Genomic DNA, 22,810 nt, shown 5'->3' on the forward strand with positions numbered 1-22,810 from the left:
GCCCGTCCGGACAAGGGATCGGCCTGGCAGCACGGCAGCCGGAACGGGTGCCGAAGGCGGGAAGTTACGAAACTGAAACATGGGGCGCGCGGCATGCGCCGGGCCGCGTGACGGCCGTGCCTTGCGGGATAAGGCTGAACAATGAAGCGCGACATTATTACCGACGGGCGGCAGGCCGTTCGCCCGACGTTCACCCCGATTTGCGGCGCAATTTCGCCGGGCGGCCGCGGCGAAATGTTTCATGCGCTTTACATGCGGTCGGCGGCACACGTGCCGCAGGTTGGCCGTGCTGTGCGCCGACCGAAGTCGGCCGCCCGCTACGTTCGCGCCGCACCGGCACCGGACCTGTCGCCGACCCGGTGCGTGCACCGCTCAGCCGACCCGCTGATGTCCCGCGTCGCCGGACGGCGTGCCGTCGTGACCGCCGTTGTCGCCGTTGTGGTCGTGATCGTTCAGCCCGTGCTCGATCATCATCCGGTAGAGCGTCACGCGTGAAATGCCGAGTTCGGCGGCAGCCTTGTTGATGCGGTGATCGTTGCGCAGCAGCGCATTCTCGATCGCGGTGCGCTCGGCGAATGCGCGTGCCTGTTCGAGCGTCACGGGTTCGGTTTCGCCGGGCGTGTCGAGCCCGAGATCGTGCGGCGTCAGCAACCGGCTCTCGGCCATCACGATCGCGCGCCGCACGCGGTTGATCAGTTCGCGCACGTTGCCGGGCCATTCGTAGCGCCGCATCGCGTCGAGCGCGGCAGACGTGAAGCCGCTGATCTTGCGGCCGCTGTCGGACTTGTATTTCTGCAGCACGTAGTGCGCGAGGATGTCGATGTCCTTGCCGCGCGCGCGCAGCGGCGGTTCGTGGATGCGCAGCACGCACAGGCGGTGATACAGGTCCGCGCGAAAGCGCGCGGCCTCGACCGCGCCGTCGAGATCCACGTGGGTGGCCGAGATGATCCGCACGTCGACCCGAATCGATTCCTGCCCGCCGAGCCGCTCGATCTTGCCTTCCTGCAGGAAGCGCAGCAGGCTCGCCTGGCTTTCGACCGGCATGTCGCCGATTTCGTCGAGAAACAGCGTGCCGCCGTTCGCCGATTCGATCCGGCCCGCCCGCCGCTGGTTCGCGCCGGTGAACGCACCGCGCTCGTAGCCGAACAGTTCCGACTGCAGCAGGTGGTGCGGAATCGCGCCGCAATTGATCGCGACGAACGGCCCCTTGCCGCGGCCGGAGCGCTCGTGAATCGCGAGCGCCGTCAGCTCCTTGCCGGTGCCCGACTCGCCGGAGATGAACACGCTCGCGTCGGTCTTCGCGACCTTGCGGATCGTGCTGAACAGCTGCTGCATCGCCTCGCAGTTGCCGATCATCCCGTGTTCGCCGATCGACGCCGCATAGGCCGCGCCGTCGACGCGATCGAGTGCGGCCATCCCGCGCGCATGGCCGAGCACGTGCGAAATCCATTCATAGGGCAACGGCAGCGTCACGTAATCGAAGCAGTAGCTGCGGATCAGTTCGCGCACGGCGGGGCTGATCGTGATGCCGGCCTGCGCGATGGAAATCCAGCCGATCGACGGCTGGCTCAGACACGCCTTCAGCGCGGGATAGTCGCGCGACGTGAATCCGGTGAAATCGACCAGCCCGGCCGCGACGCTCACGCCGGACGTCATGTTCTGCGCGGCGCCGGCCGTCTTCGCGACCGCGATTTCCCAGCCCAGCCCGCGCAGTTGCGCCAGCAACGGCTCGTCGGGGGAACGCATGATCACGAACAGCTTGCGTCCGTCCTCGGGCGCGGTGACGGACACATGCGTCGTCTCGGGCGCCGCGTGCCCGTTTGCGTCAGGTGACCTAGCAACCATCGTTGTTCCCCGCTTGGCGTTGGTATCGCGCGCCGGCTCGCCGTCGCGCACGACGGACCTCGATCGAACCGACATATTGGCCGCATTTCCGTCCGAATAAAATCCCCCCGTGAAGGAATCGCACGTGAGGTGGACATTGTCATGAACGGTATATCGATGCGGCCCGCGCGCGGCTAGATGGGTGTTATCCCGGTGGCGGATGCGGCGCGCGCGGTGAACCGGCGGCTGCGCGGCGCGCAAAGCCGCGCCGGTACTGGCGCGCGGCGTGCTCGGACGATGCCGCGCGCGAGAAATCGGCTCGCCCGCGCATGCGTGCGCGGACGCTCGACCGGCCGACGGGACGCCCGCGTACCCGGTTCGAATTGATTTCGGTCAATCGTCAGAGGAAGCCGGCCGATGCGGGAACGCAACAGGCGCGGCATGGCGCCGCGCGCGCCGGCATGGGGGCATATCAGCGGCCCGACGCGAGCGGCGCCGGTGCGCTCGTGCGGCCGCGGCCGCGGCCGGCCGGCGCGCCGCGGTGTTCGCCGTAGGTGGCGGCCAGCGCATCGACCCGCGCGAGATGGTGATGATTGTCGTGATCCCACGGATGGAAGCCCGGCCGGAAGAAGCTCAGCCATTCGCCGGCGATGCGCGGGAACAGCCCGCGGCGCGGCCCGTACAGGAACGCGACCATCCGCAGCATGCCGCGCACGTGATGGCCGGCGCCGCGATCGCGCCACAACAGCGTCGCGTGCATCAGGAACACGGTCGGCCAGAACGTCAGCGTCGTCAGCAGATACACGCCGATGCGGATCAGGTAACGGCGCAACCCCGGTCTCATTGCCGCATTCCAGACGTCGAACGACACGGCCTTGTGCTCGGTTTCCTCGAGCGCGTGCCAGATCCACATCTGGCGGTAGCCCTCGACCGAACCGTCGAGGCGCGTCGGATCGCGCAGCAGCCAGTCGGCGAGCATCGCCGTGTAATGCTCCGCCGCGACCGTATGCGCGAGCTGCACCGAATGCGGCAGCTTGCGCTTCATGTAGCCGAGCACCGCCCACACGCGCTTGTCGAGCTTGCGCGCGGGCAGACGGTTCGCCTGCATCAGCTCGTTATATTCGATGTGCTCGCGCGTATGCATCGCCTCCTGGCCGATGAAGCCGAGCACCTGCTGCTTCAGCACGGGATCGTCGATCCGGTCGCGATAGTTGCGCACCGAATCCATGAAAAAGCGTTCGCCGGCCGGAAACAGCAGCGACAGCGCGTTGAAGAAATGGGTCACGTGCGACCCGAGGCCATGCCAGTCCTTCGCGCGTTCGACCGGCAGGTCGAAACGCAGGTCGCGGCGCACCGGCATGATCCCGGCTGCGGTGGCGGCAGCGGCTGACTTCATGTTCATCGTTCTCCTGGTTCCGGGGCGGCCCGGCGCATCGTTCGACGCGGCCGGCGCGGGCCCGGGCGGTGCGTCGCGCACCGCCAAAATCTTGACATCGACAGCTGTAAAGATAGGCTGCCCGCAGCCGCGCGCGCAAGCCGCGCGGTAGATGCGCGCTTCCAAACAGTGCACGGTCGATGAGGTGGAAAAAACGGCGCTCGAACAGCGTCGGGACGGCGGGGGATTCGAACGCGCGAGACCGTGCGCGCGTAATGTTCTGGGAGTGAAGCCGCATCGCACCAATGGTCGGAAATCCCCGTGCGGCGGGCGTTGCGCGGAAGCCGGCGCCCGCGCGCGGCATTCGGCCGGGCATCCCGGTAGCACCGATTCATACGCGCGTCGCACGCGCGCGGTGCAACCGCTGTCGCAAGGTCCGCGAAAAATTCAAACGCGCGTTCCATTTGCGTGCCGGGCGATCGCGGCCGAGATGGGCCGCCCCAGTCCGCAGCACGCGCGGGACCGGCCGGAAACCGCACGGGGCGGCCCGCTGCGCGCTCGCCTACAATAGCGGTTTTACCCATCCTTTTTCAGGAGAAGTCATGTCTGTCATCACGACCGAATCGGGCCTCAAATACGAAGACCTGACCGAAGGCACCGGCGCGGAAGCGCAAGCCGGCAAGACCGTCAGCGTCCACTACACGGGCTGGCTGACCGACGGTCAGAAATTCGATTCGAGCAAGGATCGCAACGACCCGTTCGCGTTCGTGCTCGGCGGCGGCATGGTCATCAAGGGCTGGGACGAAGGCGTGCAGGGCATGAAGGTCGGCGGCGTGCGTCGCCTGACGATTCCGCCGCAACTCGGCTACGGCGTGCGCGGCGCCGGCGGCGTGATTCCGCCGAACGCCACGCTCGTGTTCGAAGTCGAACTGCTCGACGTCTGATACGGCTCGCGCCGCCGGCTGACGCCCCGCCTCATGGCACACCTTCCGTCTCCCACCGTCGCACTGCAACGCTACGACATGCGCGAAGCGTCGGACGTGCACGACTTTCACCAGATCGTGCTCGGCATCGACGGCGCGATGGTGATGGCGGTGGACGGCGTCAGCCAGCGTCTGGACCGCCACGCCGCATGGCTGGTTCCGGCCGGCGCGCGCCACGATTACGCGGGCCTCGGCGAGAACCGCCAGCTCGTGCTCAATCTTCCGCTCGCATCGCTCGCGGTACCGCAGCGGCTGTTCGACAGCGCGCGCGCGATGGCGATCGATCCGGCGCTCACCGCGCTGGTCGCGCAGATCGCGGCGGCCGCCGCGCAACTCGACGCTCCCGCCGGCGACGCACAGCGCGCCGCTGCGCACCGTTTCCAGTGGCAGGCTGCCGCACGGCTGTGCGGCGCGCTGCTCGACGAACGCGGTATCGCGGCGCCCGCATCGGGCCTCGATTTCGCGCGCATCGACCGCTGGCTGCGCGCACGGCTCGCGGAGCCGCTGCGCATCGCCGACCTCGCCGCGCACTGCGGCTACGGGATGCGCCGGTTTCATCAACTGTTCGTCGATGCGTTCGGCGAAACGCCGCATCGCTACCTGCAACGGCTCAGGCTCGACGCGGCCGTGATCCTGCTCGCGGACGGCCGTGATCCGCTCGTCGATATCGCCGGGAGGGTCGGCTTCGCCGATCAAAGCACGTTCACGCACGCGTTCACGAAGCGCTTCGGCGTCGCGCCGGGACGCTGGCGCGGCGAACGGCATTGAACGCAGCCGCGGGCCTGTGTTGAGCACGCAGCGACGCGTGTAGCGGCAAGGTTCGAGAAAGCGCGTTCGGCGCCGGCCTGTGCGCCGTCTTCGTTGTTCTCGCTTCGCTCTCCGCCTCATTCCCGCTTTGCCCCCTTTGTTCCGGCTTCGCTTCCCCTTCGTTCCCGCTGCGTCGCACTCCGCATTCTGCGTTTCGCGTTTCGCGTTTCGGCGTTCCATCGTTTCGCGTTTCGACACTTCAGCGTTTCGACGCTTCACGTCCCACTGAAACATCCGCTACCGGCCGCCTCCTACGCTTGACGCATGGATACGACCGCCCCCGCCTCCCCCTTTCCGCCCGCGCTCGCGCGCATCGTCGCGACCGTCAGCACCGGTTTCGTCGTCACGCAGCTCGACGTGACGATCGTCAACATCGCGCTCGCGCATCTCGCCGCCGACCTGCGCTTGCCGGTGGCCGGCCTGCAGTGGGTCGTCGATGCGTACACGCTCGCGTTCGCGGTGCTGATGCTGTCGGGCGGCGCGCTCGGCGACCGCTTCGGCGCACGTCGCCTGTACGTCGCCGGCCTCGCGCTGTTCGCGCTCGCGTCGCTTGCGTGCGGCGCCGCGAGCACGCCCGCGATGCTGATCGCGGCGCGCGCGCTGCAAGGCGTCGGCGCCGCCGCGATGCTGCCCAATTCGCTCGCGCTGCTCAACGACGCGTGCCGGCACGACCCGCACCTGCGCGCACGGGCCGTCGGCGGATGGACGGCGGCCGGTTCTGTGTCGATCGCGGCCGGCCCTGTGGTCGGCGGCCTGCTGATCGCGGCGTGGGGCTGGCGCGGCATCTTCCTCGTGAACCTGCCGCTGTGCGCGGCCGGGCTGGCGGCCGCCTATGCGTGGGTGCCCGCACGTCGCGCGGCGGCCACGGCGTCCGCGCCATCCACTTCCATTCGCACGCTCGACCTGCGCGGCCAGTTCATCGCGATCGTCATGCTGACCGCGCTGACCGGCGCCGTGATCGAATGGCGGCCGCTCGGCTTCACGCATCCGGTCGTCGCCGGCGGCTTCGCGCTGGCCGCCCTTGCCGCGCTCGCGTTCGTCGCGGCGGAAGCACGCACGGCCACGCCGATGCTGCCGCTGTCGCTGTTCCGCCATCGCACGTTCAGCGCGGCCGTGCTGTTCGGGATCTGCGTGAACCTCACGTACTACGGCACCGTGTTCGTGCTCGCGCTGTATCTGCAGCGCGCACGCGGCGAATCGGCGTTGCAGGCCGGTCTCGCGTTCCTGCCGCTGACGGGCGGCTTCCTGCTGTCGAACCTCGCGAGCGGCCGCGTCGTCGCGCGTCACGGCCCGCGTGCGCCGATGCTGGCGGGCGCGCTCGTCGCCGCGCTCGGTTACGGGTCGCTGCATTTCGTCGACGCATCGACGCCGCTGGCCGCCCTGCTCGTGCCGTTCCTGCTGATTCCGTCGGGCATGGGTTTCGCGGTGCCGGCGATGACGACCGCCGTGCTCGCGTCGGTCGCGCCCGAGCGCGCGGGCATCGCGTCGGCCGTGCTGAATACCGCGCGGCAGGCCGGCGGCGCGATGGGGGTGGCCGCGTTCGGCGCGCTCGCCGGCGGAGGCGGCGCGGCGCAGGTCGTAGCCGGCCTGCGGATCGACACGGCAGTATCGGTCGCGCTGCTCGCCGCCGCCGCGCTGCTCGCGACACGGGTGCGGCCCGACGCGCATCGCGGCGCACCGCCCGCGCGTCAGGCGACGGCGGCCGATTGAACGGCGGCGGTCATGCGTCGCCGGGGTCGCGCTGAATCAGGTGACGCCACGGAAACACGTTGCCCTCGAAGTGACGCACGTAGCCGCCGCTGCCGGCCTGGATCACCATGAACGACAGCCGCGGATGCAGCGCCTGCAGCGCTTCGAGCGCGTCCCGGTCGAGACAGGTATTTCTCAGCGTCAGCGCGTGGAGGCGCTGGCCGGCCGGGCTCTTCAGCAAGCGCTCGTATGCGTCGAACGACGTCACGCTGCCGGCGACGCGCGCGTGCTTCCACGTCGAATGCAACGCGGTCGACTCGGAGAAATCGAGCGAGCCGAGCGACGCCATGTTGTCGCTGCCCGCAAGACGTTCGATGAACTGCTGCGTGTCGTCCGCGCCGCCGATGCGCAGCCGCGCGAGATACGGCAACGGCACGTCGAAGAACCGCGCATCGGGTGCGTTCGGCACCGTCAGTTCGGTGAGAAACGGCGCCTTCGCGGCAAAGCGCGCAATCTCGCCGCCCTCCTGCATGATCAGGTCGCGGCGCACGATCATCGACTGGTTGTGATCGGCCGGCTCGGTCGGCCGCACATACAGCGAACGCAGCATCGGAAAGCGCGCATCCGAATCGAGCAGCGGACCGAAATCCCATTCGCGCGTGCCGTTCGCACCTTCGTCCGGCCCGCTGAATGCCAGATCGGTCACGACGCTCGCAACGTCCCGTTGCGCCAGGCACGCCAGCGTCCAGTCGAACGGTTCGCCCCACGTTTCGCCGAAGTACCTGACATGCAGCCCGGCCCGCATCGGCGCGACGTCGACATGATTGAAATCGGTCAGCCACAGCGGCTCCGCCGGATCGCGATGGTCGCGCCCGTCCTCGGCCGCTTCGCGCTCGCCATGGTCGTGAATCCGGCGCTGCAGGTCGAGCAGGCGCCGATAACCGGCGGAATCCAGCGGATGGGTCATGGCGAGGCGGCTCCGGTCGATGGCGATCGCGACAGTCTATCCGACGGTGTCGCCCGTTCGCACGACGCTCAGGGGCGCGTCTTGGCGGCCTCGTCGCCGAGCTTCCTCACGACCGTCTCGGCCGCCTTCAACGGCCGGCCGTCGTCGTGCCGCAGCGCGAGCTTGCGGATCGCGCGCCCGGTGCCGCGATCGACCAGCACCGAATGCGGCTCGCCGCGCGCGAACAGGTTCGCCTCGCCCCACTGCCGCAGCATCACGATCACCGGGAAGAGCCCCTCGCCCTTTCTGGTCAGCGCGTACTCCTGATATGCGCTGCCGTCCGACGCCGGCACGACGTCGAACACGCCGGCGTCCACCAGCATCCGGAGCCGGTCGGACAGGATGTTGCTCGCGACGCCGAGGCTCGCGCGGAAATCGCCGAAGCGACGCACGCCGTCGAACGCGTCGCGCACGATCAGCAACGCCCAGCGATCGCCGACGATATCGGTCGCCCGCGCCACCGGGCACGGCGAATCCGCAAGACTTTTCTGCCTGGCCATGTTCCTCTCCGCATTCGTGCCGGCCGCCGTCGCGGCAGCGCCGGCCACCCGTGCGCGAGCTGCCGCCCGCCGCACAACAGGTTGCATTTTAAAACTACTTTCCCTACACTCCAAACCAGTTTTAATTTGCAACTACTTTGCACGAGGGAACCCGTGGCGTCTTCCTGTCATACCGGCACCGCTGCATCGAACGCCGCTGCGCATGCGGCGCCCCCGGCCGACGGCGGCCGCCTGTCCGCGGCACGTGTCGCGCTGCTGGCCGTCTGCTGCGCGGCGAGTGTCGCGAACGTCTACTACGCGCAACCGCTGCTCGACTCGATCGCGCGGGATTTCGGTGTGTCGCAGGCGGCCGTCGGCGGCGTCATCACCGCGACGCAGCTCGGCTGTGCGCTCGCGCTGCTGTTCGTCGTGCCGCTCGGCGACCGGCTGAACCGCAAGCGCCTGATCGCCGTGCAGCTTCTGCTGCTGACGGCGGCCTGCCTCGGCGTGGCCGCGTCGTCGACGCGCGTCGCGCTGCTGGCGGGCATGGTCGCCGTCGGGCTGCTCGGCACCGCGATGACGCAAGGGCTGATCGCCTGCTCGGCCGCCCTCGCGGGCGCGGGCGAACGCGGGCGCGTGGTGGGCGCCGCGCAGGGCGGCGTGGTGGTCGGGTTGCTGGCCGCGCGCTCGCTGGCCGGTGTCGTCACCGATCTCGCAGGCTGGCGGGCCGTCTATCTCGTGTCGGGCGCGCTCGCGATCGCGATGCTCGTCGTGCTGTCGCGGCTGCTGCCGGACGAGCGCGCACCGCGCGAGCGCATCGGCTACGCGGCGCTGCTGCGATCGATGGTGTCGCTGCTGCGCGACGAACGCGTGCTGCGCGTGCGCGGCGCGATCGCGCTGCTGATGTTCGCGGCATTCAGCATCTTCTGGAGCGCGCTCGTGCTGCCGTTGAGCGCGCCGCCGCATGCGATGTCGCATACGCAAATCGGCGCGTTCGGCCTCGTCGGCGCACTGGGCGCGGCGGCGGCGGCCCGTGCGGGCCGGCTCGCCGATCGCGGGCGCGGCGAAGCGACGACCGGCGCCGCGCTCGCGCTGCTCGCGTGTTCGTGGCTGCCGCTCGCGTTCGGCGATACGTCGATTGCACTGCTGATCGTCGGCATCGTGCTGCTCGACGTCGGCGGGCAGGCCGTCCACGTCGTGAACCAGAGCCTGATTCTCGGCGCACGACCCGATGCGCATGCGCGCCTCGTCGGCTGCTACATGCTCTTCTATTCAGCCGGCAGCGGGCTCGGCGCGATTGCGTCGACGATGATGTATGCGCGCGCGGGATGGACGGGCGTCTGCGTGCTCGGCGCGGTCGTGAGCGTGGCGGCGCTCGGCGTCTGGGCCGCGACGCTCAGGCGCGCGTGACGCGCGCCGGCGCCGTGTGTTGCATGAAGAACGCCGGCCCGCCGTGAGCGGCCCGCATGCGAACCGGCGCGCACGCCTCGCGCCGGATGGGCGCGCTCAGCCGGCCGCCTGGATCGCCTCTTCGTACACGCCGGCCACGCGCCGCGCGATCACCGCGTTGTCGAAATGATCGCGCGCATAGCGCTTGCACGCGGCGGCGTCGGGCAGCGTGATCGCACCCGACAGCGCGGCGCCGAGCCCTTCCGCGATCGCGCCCGCGCCCGTGGACGGCAGCACGAGATCGTCGGACAGCCCCGCCACCGCCTCCGGCAGCCCGCCGACCGGCGTGACCAGCACCGGCGTGCCGGACGCGAGCGATTCGACGGTGATCAGCCCGAAGCCTTCGAGCGCGACCGTCGGCACGACGCTGACCGTCGCCGCACGGTACAGCGCCGCGAGGTGGTGGTCGGGCACGAAGCCGAGCAGCTTCACGTTGTCCTGCAGCCCGGCCGCATCGATGCGCTGCTGCAGTTCCTCGCCGATCTTGCCCTTGCCCGCGATCAGCAGCAGCACGTCCGGGTGGCGGTGCCGGAGCAGGCCGATCGCGTCGATCAGATCCTCGAGCCCCATGCGCCGCACCAGCCGGCGCACGGCCAGCACGATCGGCCGGTCCTGCGGCAGTTGCAGCTTGTGGCGCGCCTCGCCGGGCGTGAGCGGCGTGTCGAACTGCGCGGTATCGACGCAGCCGGGAATCACGCGCACGCGCGACGGATCGATCCCGTAGCGGTTCGTCAGGATCTGGCCGAACGCCTGCGACAGCACGATCAGCCGCGACGAACGCGTATAGACGGCCTGTTCGAGATAGCGCTTCGCGCGCTGGCCGAGCGACGCGGCGCCTTCGACCTGGCTTTCGTCCGCCCACGGCCCCTGGAAGTGCGACACCTGCGGAATCCCGCGCGTGACGTCGAGGCCCGGGAACGTGTACAGCGCGAAGTGCGACGAGATCACGTCGGGCCGCTCGCTGCGGATCTGCTCGCGCAGCGCGCGCCGCGCGGCGAGCATCCGGCGCGCGAGCGACTCCGACGCGGGGCCGAAGCCCTGGATCGCACCGGCCGTGTCGTCGGCGACCTTCGGCGAGCCGGCGACGAGCCCGCGCACCTCGACGCCCGCGCCCGGCAGCGCGCCGACGAGCGAGTAGTACATCCGGTCGAGGCCGCCGGCGCGCTCGGGAAACCAGTGCATGCCGATTTGCAACGATTTGATCGGCCGGGAAGAGTGGGACATCAAGAGTGCTCCTGCGTGAGCGCAGGCTCGACCCGCTCGAAAGCGGTCGGCTGCGAGGGTTGGCCGATGCGCCGGTAAAGCGCGACATACTGGGCGCCCATGTGCGCCCAGCCGAAGCCGGTCATCAGTTCACGGGCCGCGTCGCCCATCGCGCGACAGGTGTCGCGCGACGCCGCGAGCGAGCCGATCGCCTGTGCGAGCGCCGCCGGATCGTCCGGGTCCTCCAGCACGATCCCGCATTCGCGCGTGATGATTTCCGCGCCGCCCGCGGTGCGCGCGGTGACGACCGGCAGCCCGGCCGCCATCGCCTCGAGCAGCGACAGGCTCATCGCTTCGTAGCGCGACGGGAACACGTAGGCGTCGACCGAGCGCATCAGCGTCGGCATGTTTTTCACGAGACCGAGGAAATGCACGCGCGACGCGATGCCGAGCGCGCGCGCCTCGTCCGGATACGGGCTGCCGGGCAGATAGCCGGCCACCGCCAGATGCACGTTCTCCGGCAGCTTCGTCAGCGCCTTCAGCACGGTGCCGAGGTTCTTGCGCGGCGTGCGCAAATCGCCGACGAACAGCAGCAGGAACGCGTCGTCCGGCAGCTTGAACGCCGCGCGGTCGGCCTGTGCGCCCGCGAACGCACTGCCGTCGACGCCGTTGTAGATCACGCTGATCTTGCGGCTGTCGATACCGAGCCCGGCGATCTCGTCGGCCACCTTCTGCGACACGGCCGTGATCGCACGCGAGCGCCGGTATGCCCAGCGCTCGAGCGTGGTGTTCACGCGCGTGTAGACGTACTGGTAAGCCGACCACAGCCCCTTGGTCGGGCCGAACGGATAGTACGGACTCTTGAACCAGCCGCCGTGCACGAAGTGCGCGGTATTCACGTCGGCCTTGATCCACGAGATGAAGCCGTTCACGTGCAGCACGTCGTACGCGTCGCGATGCGCGCGCAGCCACGCCGCGCTCTTCAGCGCGAACACCTGCTGCTTGACGAGATTCGACGGCCAGAAGCCGCCGACCTTCACCGGCACCCAGCGCACGCGCGGGTCGGCCAGCAGTTCGGGCGCGACGTACGACGCGACCAGCGTGACCTCGTAGTTTTCGGCCAGCGCCGCGCGCGCGATTTCGTAATTGACGCGGCCCTGCCCGTCGTTATGTCGCACGACGTGCGTGACGATTGCGATTCTCAATGGTCGCCTCCCCGTAAACGCGCGGCGGCCAGCTGGCGTTGCGTCTTTTGCCAGTGCGCCGCGGAAAGAATCGAAAAAATAGCTGTGAACATCAGCAGGCCGCCCGTGCCGATCAGCGAGTTCGTGAACACGAGCATCGCGAGGGTCGACAGGCACAGGCTCAGGCACGCGGCGACGAACTTGTCCTTGCGCAGCCTGAACGCCGCGCGCAGCGTGCGGCCGAACAGCATCGCGACGCCGGCGAGATACAGCAGCGTGCCGGGCCAGCCGAGCACGAAAGGCACGTTCATCACGCCGCTGTCGAAGCTGCCGTACTTGCCGAGCTCGCCGCTGTCGCTCGACAGCTTCGTGGATGCCCCCGTCGCGCCCATCCCTTCGCCGGCGACGTCGGTGAACGCCGTCTGCGCGAAGGTCGCGTAGAACTTGTTGCGGTCGTCGTAGCTGCGGTCGTCCTTCAGGTTCGTGATCGACTGCAGACGCTGGCCGAGACGATCGGCCACCGGCCCGACGGTCAGCAGCGGCACGCACAGCCCGACCAGCACGACGCCGCTGATCAGGATGCGCATCCGCACACGGTTGTTCGACTGCGCGAGCTGGATCGCGAGCGCGATCACCCAGCCGCCCCAGGTCGAGCGCACGAGACACAGCGCAAACGACACGAAACCGGCCGCGCCGGCGAACCAGCGGATCTTCTGCGGCGCCGCGAACACGAACACCAGCGCGCCCATGATCGCGAACGCGAACGGCCCCGACGAGTTCATCGTGCTGAACACGCGCACGCCGTACGGCACCGGCTCGCCCTGCGAACCCATGTCGGAGCCGATCATCCACAGGACGTCCCACTGCGGCATCACGAAATACTGGACGATGCCGTACAGGCCCATCACGAGCGCGCCCCACATGAACGTGGACAGCAGCACGTCGCGGTACTCCGGGTAGTCGCGCGCGTTGACCATGATGTGAAAGCCGATCAGCACCGGGTACACCCAGTTCGCGAGGTCGTAGGTCGCGGCCATCACGCCGCTCGACACGATCCCGACGAGGTACGCGTACGCGAGCCCGAACAGCATCAGCAGAATCGGAATCCCGCGCCGCTGCGCGAGCACGCGGTAATGCCGGATCAGACCGAGGCCGGCGATCATCGTCACCGCGAGCGGCGCGACCTGGATCAGGCTCGTCGGCGTGAACGCGCCCTTCGACCAGTCGGCGAGACGCCGCACTTCCGGGCTCAGGAACCACACCCACCACATGAAGCCGACGTAGCGCGCCGGGCTCTTGAAATACAGCCACAGGCCGACCGCGATGGCCAGCACCGGAAACGCGAGCGTCAGCACCTTGCCCTGGTGAATGGCGATCAGCGCGGCGGTGAACGTCCACAGCCCCGCCTGCCCGACCCAGTGCTTCGGTTCGGGCAGGCGGCGGCGGTTGCGCGACGGGGCGCGTTCGGCGGCGATCGTACTCATCGATCCGCGCTCACCGCGACGACGGGTGCGAATCCGCGAGCGGCATCGCCACGCCCGCGGCCGCCGGCGTGCGGCGCCGGCGCAGCATGTCGCGCGTGATCCGCACATGCTGCTCGGCGAACGCCTGCGTGGTCAGGTCGCGTTCGCGCAGGCACGCGGCGGCGGCCCGCGCGCAATCGAGCGCCGCGGCCGGATCGGCGACGAAGCGATCGGCGGCCTGGCGCATCGCCTGCGCGTCGAACGCCGGCACGTAGGCGGCCGTATCGTGCGGGAAGTAGTCGCTGAGCCCGCCCACGTCGGACACGATCATCGGCTTGCCGACGGCTGCCGCCTCGAGCATCACGGTGATGCCCGACGCGTGGAAGTTCGGCCGCAGCGGCACGACGATCACGTCGGCCCACGCATACAGCTCGTGCTGCTTCGCGAGCCCCGACGCCGAGCCGATCTGCACGTTCGGCGCGTGCCACTCGCGCGGCACGCGGCGGCGCGTCGCGAGCCGCACGTCGTAGCGCGCGTCGCCGCCGAACGCGGCGAGGAACGTGCGCCAGTCGCGGTCGCGGTCGTTGCCGATCGCCGCGATCCGCAGCGGCCGGTTCGGTTGCCATTGCCGCGGCTCGGTGAGCGGGAAGTCCTGCGTATTCAGCCCGTAGTACACGAACTCGGCGTCGCGGCCGAGATAGCGGCGGCACAGCTCGGCGTTGTCGCGGGCGAGCGTGGTCAGCGCATCGGCGCGCGCGATCAGCTTGCGATACAGCCAGCGGCGCGGACCGCCGAAGCTGCCCCACTTGTCGAACAGCCACACGCTCTGCGCGAGCAGCAGCGGGCGCTTGCCCCGCTCGCCGGCGAGCTTCAGGATCAGCGACGCGGCGAGATGCTCCTGTTCCGTGTGCGTCCAGATCACGTCAGTGTTCAGCAGCGCGGCGCGGTTGCGCCACGCGTGCACGAGGTCGAAGCCGAGCGCCGCCTTCAGCGCGCGGCGCGCGAGGCCGACGACACGGTTCTCGCCGCCGTCCTGCGAATAGGTCAGCCGGAATTCGGCGGACTCGGCGTGGTGATAGCCGTACAGGCAGCCGATGTTCTCGCCTTTCCGGTAGGTACGCGGATCGGCGCCGTGAAACAGATGGACGTGGACGTTCGTTGCAGTCATGCGAGCCCTCCGTGGGTGGCCGCGCGCGAGGCGCGCAGGCCGTTCAAGACGTCACCGGCGGCATCGCCGCACGATGGGGGGCAAGGTTCGCGCGGCGGGCGTCGCGCGCGCCGCGGCGCACCGCGCGCCAGTGCTCGCGCATCCGCTCGCGCTTCGTCGTATGCAGCGACAGCAGCACGTGTGCGAGGCCCGGGTAGACGCGCGTCCCGACGAGCGTCCACCACCACCACGCGATCTCGCGCTTCAGCGGCGGCAAGTGCTCGCGCAGGATCAGGTGCAGGTTGTACGCGCCGTTGCTGATCGCATTCAGCGACGCGGCATCGCGCCGGTCGTCGTCGAAGCGTTCGGCCGGAAAATGATCGACCGCGATCGACGGGTCGTAGACGAGCTTCCAGCCGTCGCGCCGCACGCGCATGCTGAAACCCATGTCGTTGTGCACCTGCGCGCCGGCGCCGCGCAGCCGCGTGTCGAAGCGCAGCCGCTCGATCGCGGCGCGGCGGTAGCTCATGTTCGCGCCTTTGAGCATGTCGACTTCGCGCGGGCCGCCGACGCCGAGATGATGATTGCCGACGATCTTGCCGGACAGCGTGAGCTGCCCCACGCGTTCGCGCGATTCGTCGAGCACGCGGCCCTTCTCGTGGACCCAGTCGCGGCCGCCGACCGCGCCCACGCGCGGATCGGCGGCGAACACCGACTCGACGCGGGCAAGCCAGTCGGGATGCGGCGCCGCGTCGTCGTCGGTGATCGCGACGATGTCGCCGTTCGCCGAGTCGAGCCCCTTGTTCAGCGCGGCGACCTGGCCCGGCACGTCGACCGGCACGATGCGCAGCGGCAGCGCGCCGCCGACCGCCGGATCGGCGAGCCGTTCGTGCGTGGCATCGTCCTCCGGGCGCGCGACGACGATCACCTCGTCGGGCAGCCGATGCTGCCGCTGCAGCGCCAGCAGGCAGCGCGCGAGGTCGGCGGGACGCCGATAGGTCGGAACGAGCACGGAAATTTTCATCGTTGGTTCTCCTGTCGGCCGGGCGCGCGGCGTGCGCCGCCCGCCCGGTTACGTGCGATGCGGGTCAGGCGCTCAGGTATTCGTGCACGGCCGCATAGCCGCGGCCGTAGCCGCGCGCCTTCGGCGGCACGCCGTTGAAGATCCCGCCTTCCAGGTCGACGCCCGCGGTGCGCAGGCGCTTGATCGCGTCGGCGATCTCGCCTTCGGTATGCATGCCCGAGCGCAGCACGAGGAAGGTCGAGCCGGCCATCCGGCCGATGATCGTCGCGTCGGTCACCGCCAGCACCGGCGGCGAATCGATCAGCACGACGTCGTAGCGCTTGCCGAGCCCTTCGAGGTATTGCGGCAGGCGCGTCGACATCAGCAGCTCCGACGGGTTTGGCGGGCGCGTGCCGGCCGAGATGAACGACAGGCCCTGCACCGGTGTCTCGCGCACGGCCTCCTCGAGCGCCGACTGGTCGCTCAGCAGCTCGGACAGCCCCGGCTGCGACGTGAGGCCGAAGTAGCGGTCGAGCACGCCGCGGCGCATGTCGGCGTCGATCAGCAGCACGCGCTTGCCCGAATGGGCGAGCAGCACCGCGAGGTTGACCGTCAGGAAGCTCTTGCCGATGCCCGGCGTCGGGCCCGTCAGCACGATCACGCGGTTCTTCGCGTCCATCATCGCGAACTGCATCGCGGTGCGCAGGCTGCGCAGACTCTCGACGCTCAGATCCTTCGGACGCAGGCTCGCGAGGATCGGACGCGTGCGGCTGCCGCCCTTCTCGGCCTGCGCGTCGAGCTTCACCTGCTCGGCGCTTTGCGGCACCAGCCCGTACAGCGGCAGGTTGAACGCGCGCTCGATGCGGTCCGGATCCTCGATGCCCTGGAACAGGTTGCGGCGCAGGAACACGACGCCGGTGCCGAGGATCAGCCCGAGGAACACCGCCGCCGACAGGATCAGCACCTTCTTCGGCTTGACCGGGTCGCCCGGACGCAGCGCCGAATCGATGAGGTGGATGTTGCCGCCCGTGCCGGCCTTCTGCACCGACAGCTCCTGCACGCGGTTCAGCAGCAGCACGTAGATGTCCTCGGCGACCTTCGCGTCGCGCTGCAGCTGAACGGCCTTCACCTCGGTAGCCGGCAGGCTGCGGAAGCGGTTGCTGAACTTGTCCTTCTCGGCCTGCAGCTCCGCGAGCTGCTGCTTCGCGGCGATTACCATCGGATGCGAATCGGTGAAGCGCTGCGCGAGCGACGCGAGCTGCAGGCGCTGGGCGGCGATCTGCTGCTCGTACTGCACGCTGCCCTCGAGGTAGACCTTCGCCTCGTCGCTCGCGTTGATCGAGCCCGACGTGCGCTGGTACTGCGTGAGGGCGGCCTCCGCGCGTTCGAGATCGGTCTTCAGGCGCGGCTCCTCGCTCTTCAGGAAGTCGAGCATCTTGGTCGCCTCGGCCTGCTTCGCGATCACGTGCTGATTCAGGTACGACTGGGCGAGCGCGTTCGCGATCGCGGCGGTCTGGTCCGGGTCCTTGCCTTCGAGCGAAATCTGCACGACGCCCGTCTGCTTGCCCTGCTCGGTCACCTGGATACCGGCCTGGAAACCGCTGATCGCGTCGAGGTCGTTGTAGCGCACCACCGTGAACTGCGTGCCGGGGCGCGCGACGAGCTTCGACACGAGCAGCGTCACGCCGCCGCCCTGCGCCGATTCGCCGACATGGCCCGACAGCAGCCGCACGCCGTTCGGGTCGACGACCGAATAGGTGCCGTTCGGGCCGGCCGTCAGCGTCAGCTTCTTGCCTTCGAGCGCGGGCACGACGCTGATCGAATCGACGTCGGCGACTTCGCCGCCCCACGCATACGACTTCAGGCCGAGCCACGGCCGCGCCGGCTGGCCCGGCGTCGCGACGCGCGCGGCGAGGCTGCCGATCACCGGCAGCGTCTTCGGCACGACCGAGAAGTTCAGCTTGAACTGCTCGACCACCGGCGCGACCACGCCGCGGCTCTTGATGATCTCGATTTCCGCATCGGTCGGCGCCTGCTGCGGACCGCTGTTGATCATCGCGCCCGTCTGCGTCTGCGTGAGCGCCTGCGTCGTGCTGTCGTTGCCTTCGACTCGCACGTGCACGTCGGCCTGGTAGACCGGCTTCGCGATGTAGCAGTAGAGGCCGGCGAGCGCGACAACCGTCACCGCGATGCCGAGCAGCAGCCAGATGTCGTCCATGATCACCTGGAGCAACTGGCCGAGGACGACGTCCTCTTCCTCGGTTTTCGCGCTCAGGTCTGCGTAGGAGTGTTTCGCTTGCGTGTTCACCATTCGTTCCCGCTTGAGTGGTGCCGGGGAGGCGGGCGCCGCCCCGGCGGGCTATCAGCGCGTGATTTGCCGCATGTAGAAGATCGTCTGGATCGTCGGCAGCACCTGCTGCAGTACGCGGTTGAACTGCACCGAGCTGGCCGTGCTGACGTACACGACGTCGAGCGGTTGAAGCGGGAAGCGGCTCGACAGCATCAACGCATCGGGCTGCGTCATGTCGAGGCGGAACACTTCGGGCTTGGTCGGGTTGTCGCGCATGCCGCGCATCACGTAGATCTTGCGCGGGTTCGCGTCGGTGTCGAGGATGCCGCCGCCCGCGGTCAGCGCATCGGCGATCGTCAGCCTGCCCTTGAGCATCGGCACCGTGACCGGCGTCTTGACCTCGCCCATGATGAACACGCGGCTGTCGCTGCGGTCCGGCACGTTGACGATGTCGCCCGGCTGCAGCATCACGTTCTGCTTCACCTCGCCGCGATCGAGCACGCCGTTCGCGTCGAGCGTGTAGAGCTTGCCGTCGCGCGTGAGGCGCACGCGCTGCAGGTCGGCTTCGCTGGTCGAGCCGCCCGAGCGCGAGATCGCGTCGACGAGCGTCAGCGGCACGTCGCTCACCGCGAGCGGGCCCGGCTGCTTCACCTCGCCCGTCACCTGCACCTTCTGGCTGCGGAACGACAGCACGCGCACGTCGAGCTGCGGATTCTTCACGTAGCGCGCGAGCGTCGCGGCCATCTGCTCGCGGATCTGCGCGACCGTCTTGCCGGCCACGTGGATGCGGCCGACGAACGGGAAGAAGATCGTGCCGTCGGCGGCCACCGTCTGGCCGTACGGATCGGCCTGGCCCGGCAGCGCGGTCGTATACGGCTGCTGCAGCGCACCCGCGACCGATTGCGTCGTGTTGCCGCCGCTCGAGAACGACTGGCCCTGCGGCGTCGTCAGCTCGGGGTGGTCCCAGACGGTCACGCCGAGGATGTCCTGCGGGCCGACGCGATACACGTATTGCGACGGATCGGTGTAGCGTCCGGGCGGCAGCGGATGGTCGACCTGCGCTTTCTGCAGCTGGTCCATCACCACCTTCGCGTCGATGTAATGAACCGGATAGGTCTCGGCCGCTTGCTGCCGGCCTTCGTCCTTCAGGTTCGACGAGTCGAGATAGTTGCCGGGCGCGGTTGCACAGGCCGACAGGAAAGTCGTCAGCGCGACGGCAAGCGCCACCGGGCGCATCGGGCGTTTCAGCATAGTTTCTGTAGCCATCCTTGAACCAGACGTTCGATCAGTGAGTAGCTCTCGCGGTAATCGGCCTCGGGGCCGCCGTGCGGGTCGGCAATCTCGGCCCCTTCCCACTTGCCGAGCAGGTGGACCTTGCCGCGCGCGAACGGATCGACCGATTCGACGGCCGCGATCTGTCCGCGCTCGCTGACGAGAATCAGGTCGGCGTCGCGCACGAGCCGGCGCGACAGCCGCCGCGAGCGGTGCGGCGTCGCATCGACGCCCCGCTCGGCGAGCAACTGCCGCATCACCGGATCGATGCCGTCGCCGTCGTTCGCATGCACGCCGGCCGAGTGGAACGTCGGACGCGGGCCGCCGCGCGACGCGGCGTGCGACTTGAACAGCATTTCCGCTGCCGGACTGCGGCAGACGTTCGCGTGGCAGACGATCAGGATGTTCCGGAACATGGCGCCTCGTGACGAGTGACGGGGAAACGGGTTACGCGCTCGCGGGCGCGGTGCCCGGCACGCGGGCGGCGATGGCCTGGCGCGAGCCCGGCCGGCCGATCGGGTGGTATTCGATGCCCTGCTCGCTCATCGCCTCCGGCTCGTACAGGTTGCGGCCGTCGAAGATCACGGGCGTTTTCCACAGGCGGCCGAGCGCGACGAAGTCCGGGCTCTTGAACGCCTTCCATTCGGTGACGATCACGAGCGCGTCGGCATCGCGCGCGGCCTGCGCCTCGTCGTCGACGAAGCTCAGGCGCGCGAGCCAGTCCGGGTGATCGGCGAGATCGAGCGCGATCACGCGGCGCGCCTCCTTCTGCGCGACCGGGTCGTACGCGGCGATGCGCGCGCCGCGCGACAGCAGCTCGGCGATCAGCTCGCGGCTCGGCGCTTCGCGCATGTCGTCGGTGTTCGGCTTGAACGCGAGGCCCCAGATCGCGAACGTGCGGCCGGTCAGGTCCTCGCCGAAGCGCGCGACGATCTTCTCGGCGAGCACGCGCTTTTGCGTGGCGTTGACCGACGACACGGCCTTCAGGATCTGCAGCGCCTGCCCGTGCTCGTCGGCCGTGCGGATCAGCGCCTCGACGTCCTTCGGGAAGCACGAGCCGCCGTAGCCGCAACCGGCGTACAGGAAGTGATAGCCGATGCGCGGGTCGGAGCCGATCCCGCGGCGCACGGCCTCGATGTCCGCGCCGAAGCGGTCGGCGAGGTTCGCGAGTTCGTTCATGAACGAGATGCGGGTCGCGAGCATCGCGTTCGCCGCATACTTGGTGAACTCGGCCGAGCGCACGTCCATGTACAGCGTGCGTTCGTGGTTGCGGTTGAACGGCGCGTACAGCTTCTTCATCAGCTCGCGCGCGCGCTCGCCCGGCACGTCGTCGTCGCAGCCGATCACGATGCGGTCCGGCCGCGTGAAATCGTCGACCGCCGCGCCTTCCTTCAGGAATTCCGGATTCGACACGACCGAGAACATCTGGTCGCCGCCGCGCTTCGCGAGTTCCTCGGCCACCGCCGCGCGCACGCGCTCGGCCGTGCCGACCGGCACCGTCGACTTGTCGACGATCACCTTGAAGCCCGTCATGTAGCGGCCGATGTTGCGCGCCGCCGCGAGCACGTACTGCAGGTCGGCCGAGCCGTCCTCGTCGGGCGGCGTGCCGACCGCGATGAACTGCACGTCGCCGTGCGCCACTGCTGCTTCGATGTCGGTCGAAAAGCGCAGGCGGCCCGCGGAGCGGTTGCGCGCGATGACTTCCTTCAGGCCCGGCTCGTGGATCGGCACGCCGCCGTTGTTCAGGATGTCGATCTTTGCCTGGTCGACGTCGAGACAGAACACGTCGTGCCCGATGTCGGCCAGACACGCGCCGGTGACGAGTCCTACGTAGCCGCTGCCGATGATAGTCAGATTCATGATGTGTCGGACCTCTTGACCAATGATTCGAAATTCGTAAAACCGGAATGCCGGAGCGGCACTGCGTCAGTAAGCGTTGCTGCCGGTGAAGCCTTTCCAGAGCGTCAGCACGACGATCTTGATGTCGAGCCAGAACGACCAGTTCTGCATGTAGTACAGATCGAGCTTCACGCGTCCCATCATCTTCTCGATCTGGTCGGTCTCGCCGCGAAAGCCGTTGATCTGCGCCCACCCGGTGATGCCCGGCTTGATCCGGTAGCGGAACATGTAGCCCTTGACCAGATCCTTGTAGATGTCGTCGTGCGCGAGCGCATGCGGGCGCGGGCCGACCACCGACATCTCGCCCTTCAGCACGTTGATGAACTGCGGCAGCTCGTCGAGGCTCGTGCGGCGCAGGAACCGGCCGACCGGCGTCACGCGCGAGTCGTTCTTCGTGGCCTGCGTCACCTGCCCGGCCGCTTCCTCGTGCACCTTCATCGAGCGAAACTTGTAGATCTCGAACTCGTGCCCGTCGATTCCCTTGCGCTTCTGGCGGAAGAACACCGGCCCGCGCGAGGTCAGCTTGATCAGCCCGGCGATCAGCACCATCACCGGTGCGAGCGCGGTGAGCGCGGCCAGCGCGAACAGCCGGTCGAACACGAACTTCGGCAGGATCCGCACATCGGTGATCGGCGACGCCGCGAGGTTGATCGCCGGCACGCCGAGCACCTCGACCACTTCCTGGTTGAAGAACGACAGCGTGCGCACGTCCGGGATGAAGCGGATATTCACGAAGTCGTGGCGGAACACCGTGACAATCTGGTGAATCCGGCGCTCCTGCGTGATCGGCAGCGTGAGCCACAGCTCGCTGATCGCGCGGCTGCGCACCAGCCACACCAGCGATTCGAACTGCCGCTCGATGCGCACGTCGTCGAGCGCGACTTCGCCCGGCGCTTCGCTTTCGTCGTACACGCACACCGGATTGAAGCCGGCTTCCGGCCGTGCCCGCATCTGCGCGATCAGCCGCCGCGCCGCCGGCGTCCCGCCGACGATCGCGACCGCCTTCAGGTTGTAGCCGCCGCGGCGCAGCTGCCGCAGCACGACGTGCACGCACGCCTTCGAGCCGGCGAGCAGCCCCATCGTCGCGAGCGCCCAGTAACCGAGCCACAGCCGCGACAGGTCGCCCGACTGATGAAAGCTGAAGCTCAGCAGGATGCCCGCGAGCTCGACCACGAGCCACGCGAACGCGACCCGCCCCACCAGCCCGACGAGACGCTTGCCGCGCCACGACTGGTAAATGCCGAAGGCGGGAAAGCACACGACGACGAGCAGGCAATCGAACAGCATCATCGTGCGCTGCAGGTCGTTGAGCCAGATGCTGCCGCCGTGCAGCGCGGCGGCGATCAGCGCCCCCGTCACGACCATCGCGATATCGATGACTCTCGCCAGCACGCTCAACATGTCCGCTTCCTCTTTGAACAGGCGTTTGCCGAACAGCTCCTTGTGCGACCCGTGCCGCGCATTCGATTCAAACGTTGCATGACGCTATTGAAGCGACAAGAAAATTCCTCCTCAAGCGCACAAGTATTTCGAAAAATAATCGGAAATTCTTGCCGCGAAGTTTTTGAATTAAATCGGCAGGTTTTCCCGAAACGGGTTGAAACCGGCAATTTTTCGGCAGCTTTACGCTTTCCGTTCACCCTTTGCCGGCGGTCGAGACCAGCCGATTCACCGATTTATTTTTTATTTTTTTATTTGCATCGGATGACGACGCGGAAAATTCTTCCCGATGAATGC

General features: G+C 68.6%; 18 protein-coding genes. 4 read left to right on the top strand and 14 right to left on the bottom strand.

All coding sequences use genetic code 11. The annotated features are described in order from the left end of the window. Nucleotides 1–372 precede the first annotated feature (372 nt). Both HWX08_RS06975 and HWX08_RS06980 read right to left on the bottom strand, forming a co-directional pair. Nucleotides 373–1,845 (bottom strand): sigma-54 dependent transcriptional regulator, encoded by a 1,473-nt coding sequence (locus tag HWX08_RS06975; protein ID WP_069261101.1) that lies wholly within the window; start codon nt 1,843–1,845, stop codon nt 373–375. Nucleotides 1,846–2,296: 451 nt separating this feature from the next. Continuing rightward, nucleotides 2,297–3,220 carry a metal-dependent hydrolase gene (locus HWX08_RS06980; RefSeq protein WP_174922320.1) on the bottom strand — a complete coding sequence of 308 codons (924 nt, stop codon included), beginning with the start codon at nt 3,218–3,220 and terminating at the stop codon, nt 2,297–2,299. A gap of 581 nt (nt 3,221–3,801) precedes the next feature. On the opposite strand from HWX08_RS06980, the gene HWX08_RS06985 reads away from it, so the two are divergent. The 3 genes from HWX08_RS06985 to HWX08_RS06995 all read left to right on the top strand — a co-directional run bounded on the left by HWX08_RS06985 (nt 3,802) and on the right by HWX08_RS06995 (nt 6,699). Then, nucleotides 3,802–4,143: an FKBP-type peptidyl-prolyl cis-trans isomerase gene (locus HWX08_RS06985; RefSeq protein WP_069259438.1), complete on the top strand. Its 342-nt coding sequence runs from the start codon at nt 3,802–3,804 to the stop codon at nt 4,141–4,143. Between the two features lie 33 nt (nt 4,144–4,176). Then, nucleotides 4,177–4,950, top strand: coding sequence for an AraC family transcriptional regulator (locus tag HWX08_RS06990; RefSeq protein ID WP_174922319.1), 774 nt, complete (start codon nt 4,177–4,179; stop codon nt 4,948–4,950). A 303-nt stretch (nt 4,951–5,253) separates the two neighbouring features. Further along, nucleotides 5,254–6,699, top strand: coding sequence for an MFS transporter (locus tag HWX08_RS06995; RefSeq protein WP_174922318.1), 1,446 nt, complete (start codon nt 5,254–5,256; stop codon nt 6,697–6,699). A gap of 10 nt (nt 6,700–6,709) precedes the next feature. Here the strand turns inward: HWX08_RS06995 and HWX08_RS07000 are convergent, their stop codons facing one another. Together HWX08_RS07000 and HWX08_RS07005 are read right to left on the bottom strand one after the other, a co-directional pair. Further along, nucleotides 6,710–7,645 carry a hypothetical protein gene (locus tag HWX08_RS07000; protein ID WP_069259435.1) on the bottom strand — a complete coding sequence of 312 codons (936 nt, stop codon included), beginning with the start codon at nt 7,643–7,645 and terminating at the stop codon, nt 6,710–6,712. Nucleotides 7,646–7,713: 68 nt separating this feature from the next. Then, nucleotides 7,714–8,184 carry a winged helix-turn-helix transcriptional regulator gene (locus HWX08_RS07005; protein WP_069261099.1) on the bottom strand — a complete coding sequence of 157 codons (471 nt, stop codon included), beginning with the start codon at nt 8,182–8,184 and terminating at the stop codon, nt 7,714–7,716. 153 nt (nt 8,185–8,337) lie between these two features. On the opposite strand from HWX08_RS07005, the gene HWX08_RS07010 reads away from it, so the two are divergent. Then, nucleotides 8,338–9,573, top strand: coding sequence for an MFS transporter (locus tag HWX08_RS07010; protein ID WP_174922317.1), 1,236 nt, complete (start codon nt 8,338–8,340; stop codon nt 9,571–9,573). 96 nt (nt 9,574–9,669) lie between these two features. Here the strand turns inward: HWX08_RS07010 and HWX08_RS07015 are convergent, their stop codons facing one another. From HWX08_RS07015 to HWX08_RS07060, 10 genes are all read right to left on the bottom strand, one after another. Continuing rightward, nucleotides 9,670–10,836 carry a glycosyltransferase family 4 protein gene (locus tag HWX08_RS07015; protein WP_069259433.1) on the bottom strand — a complete coding sequence of 389 codons (1,167 nt, stop codon included), beginning with the start codon at nt 10,834–10,836 and terminating at the stop codon, nt 9,670–9,672. Continuing rightward, a complete protein-coding gene (locus HWX08_RS07020; protein WP_069259432.1) occupies nt 10,836–12,020 on the bottom strand; it encodes a glycosyltransferase family 4 protein in 1,185 nt (394 codons plus the stop codon). The genes HWX08_RS07015 and HWX08_RS07020 overlap by 1 nt, the downstream gene beginning before the upstream one ends. Beyond that, nucleotides 12,017–13,483 carry an O-antigen ligase family protein gene (locus tag HWX08_RS07025; protein ID WP_107314060.1) on the bottom strand — a complete coding sequence of 489 codons (1,467 nt, stop codon included), beginning with the start codon at nt 13,481–13,483 and terminating at the stop codon, nt 12,017–12,019. The genes HWX08_RS07020 and HWX08_RS07025 overlap by 4 nt, the downstream gene beginning before the upstream one ends. Nucleotides 13,484–13,493: 10 nt before the next feature. After that, complete coding sequence (locus tag HWX08_RS07030) at nt 13,494–14,630, bottom strand: glycosyltransferase family 4 protein (RefSeq protein WP_107314059.1); 1,137 nt, start codon at nt 14,628–14,630, stop codon at nt 13,494–13,496. A gap of 43 nt (nt 14,631–14,673) precedes the next feature. Next, complete coding sequence (locus HWX08_RS07035; RefSeq protein WP_174922316.1) at nt 14,674–15,633, bottom strand: glycosyltransferase family 2 protein; 960 nt, start codon at nt 15,631–15,633, stop codon at nt 14,674–14,676. 64 nt (nt 15,634–15,697) lie between these two features. Then, nucleotides 15,698–17,923 carry a polysaccharide biosynthesis tyrosine autokinase gene (locus tag HWX08_RS07040; protein ID WP_174922315.1) on the bottom strand — a complete coding sequence of 742 codons (2,226 nt, stop codon included), beginning with the start codon at nt 17,921–17,923 and terminating at the stop codon, nt 15,698–15,700. 51 nt (nt 17,924–17,974) lie between these two features. Beyond that, nucleotides 17,975–19,153: a polysaccharide biosynthesis/export family protein gene (locus HWX08_RS07045; protein WP_174922328.1), complete on the bottom strand. Its 1,179-nt coding sequence runs from the start codon at nt 19,151–19,153 to the stop codon at nt 17,975–17,977. Beyond that, complete coding sequence (locus tag HWX08_RS07050; RefSeq protein ID WP_069259426.1) at nt 19,147–19,590, bottom strand: low molecular weight protein-tyrosine-phosphatase; 444 nt, start codon at nt 19,588–19,590, stop codon at nt 19,147–19,149. The genes HWX08_RS07045 and HWX08_RS07050 overlap by 7 nt, the downstream gene beginning before the upstream one ends. A gap of 31 nt (nt 19,591–19,621) precedes the next feature. After that, the gene (locus HWX08_RS07055; protein ID WP_107314057.1) at nt 19,622–21,034 is read right to left on the bottom strand and encodes a UDP-glucose dehydrogenase family protein; all 1,413 of its coding nucleotides are present in this window, start codon (nt 21,032–21,034) and stop codon (nt 19,622–19,624) included. Nucleotides 21,035–21,100: 66 nt separating this feature from the next. Further along, nucleotides 21,101–22,474 carry an undecaprenyl-phosphate glucose phosphotransferase gene (locus HWX08_RS07060; RefSeq protein WP_069259424.1) on the bottom strand — a complete coding sequence of 458 codons (1,374 nt, stop codon included), beginning with the start codon at nt 22,472–22,474 and terminating at the stop codon, nt 21,101–21,103. Nucleotides 22,475–22,810: the final 336 nt, after the last annotated feature.

Origin of the sequence: Burkholderia metallica, assembly GCF_902832845.1 — a bacterium.
Classification (GTDB): domain Bacteria; phylum Pseudomonadota; class Gammaproteobacteria; order Burkholderiales; family Burkholderiaceae; genus Burkholderia; species Burkholderia metallica.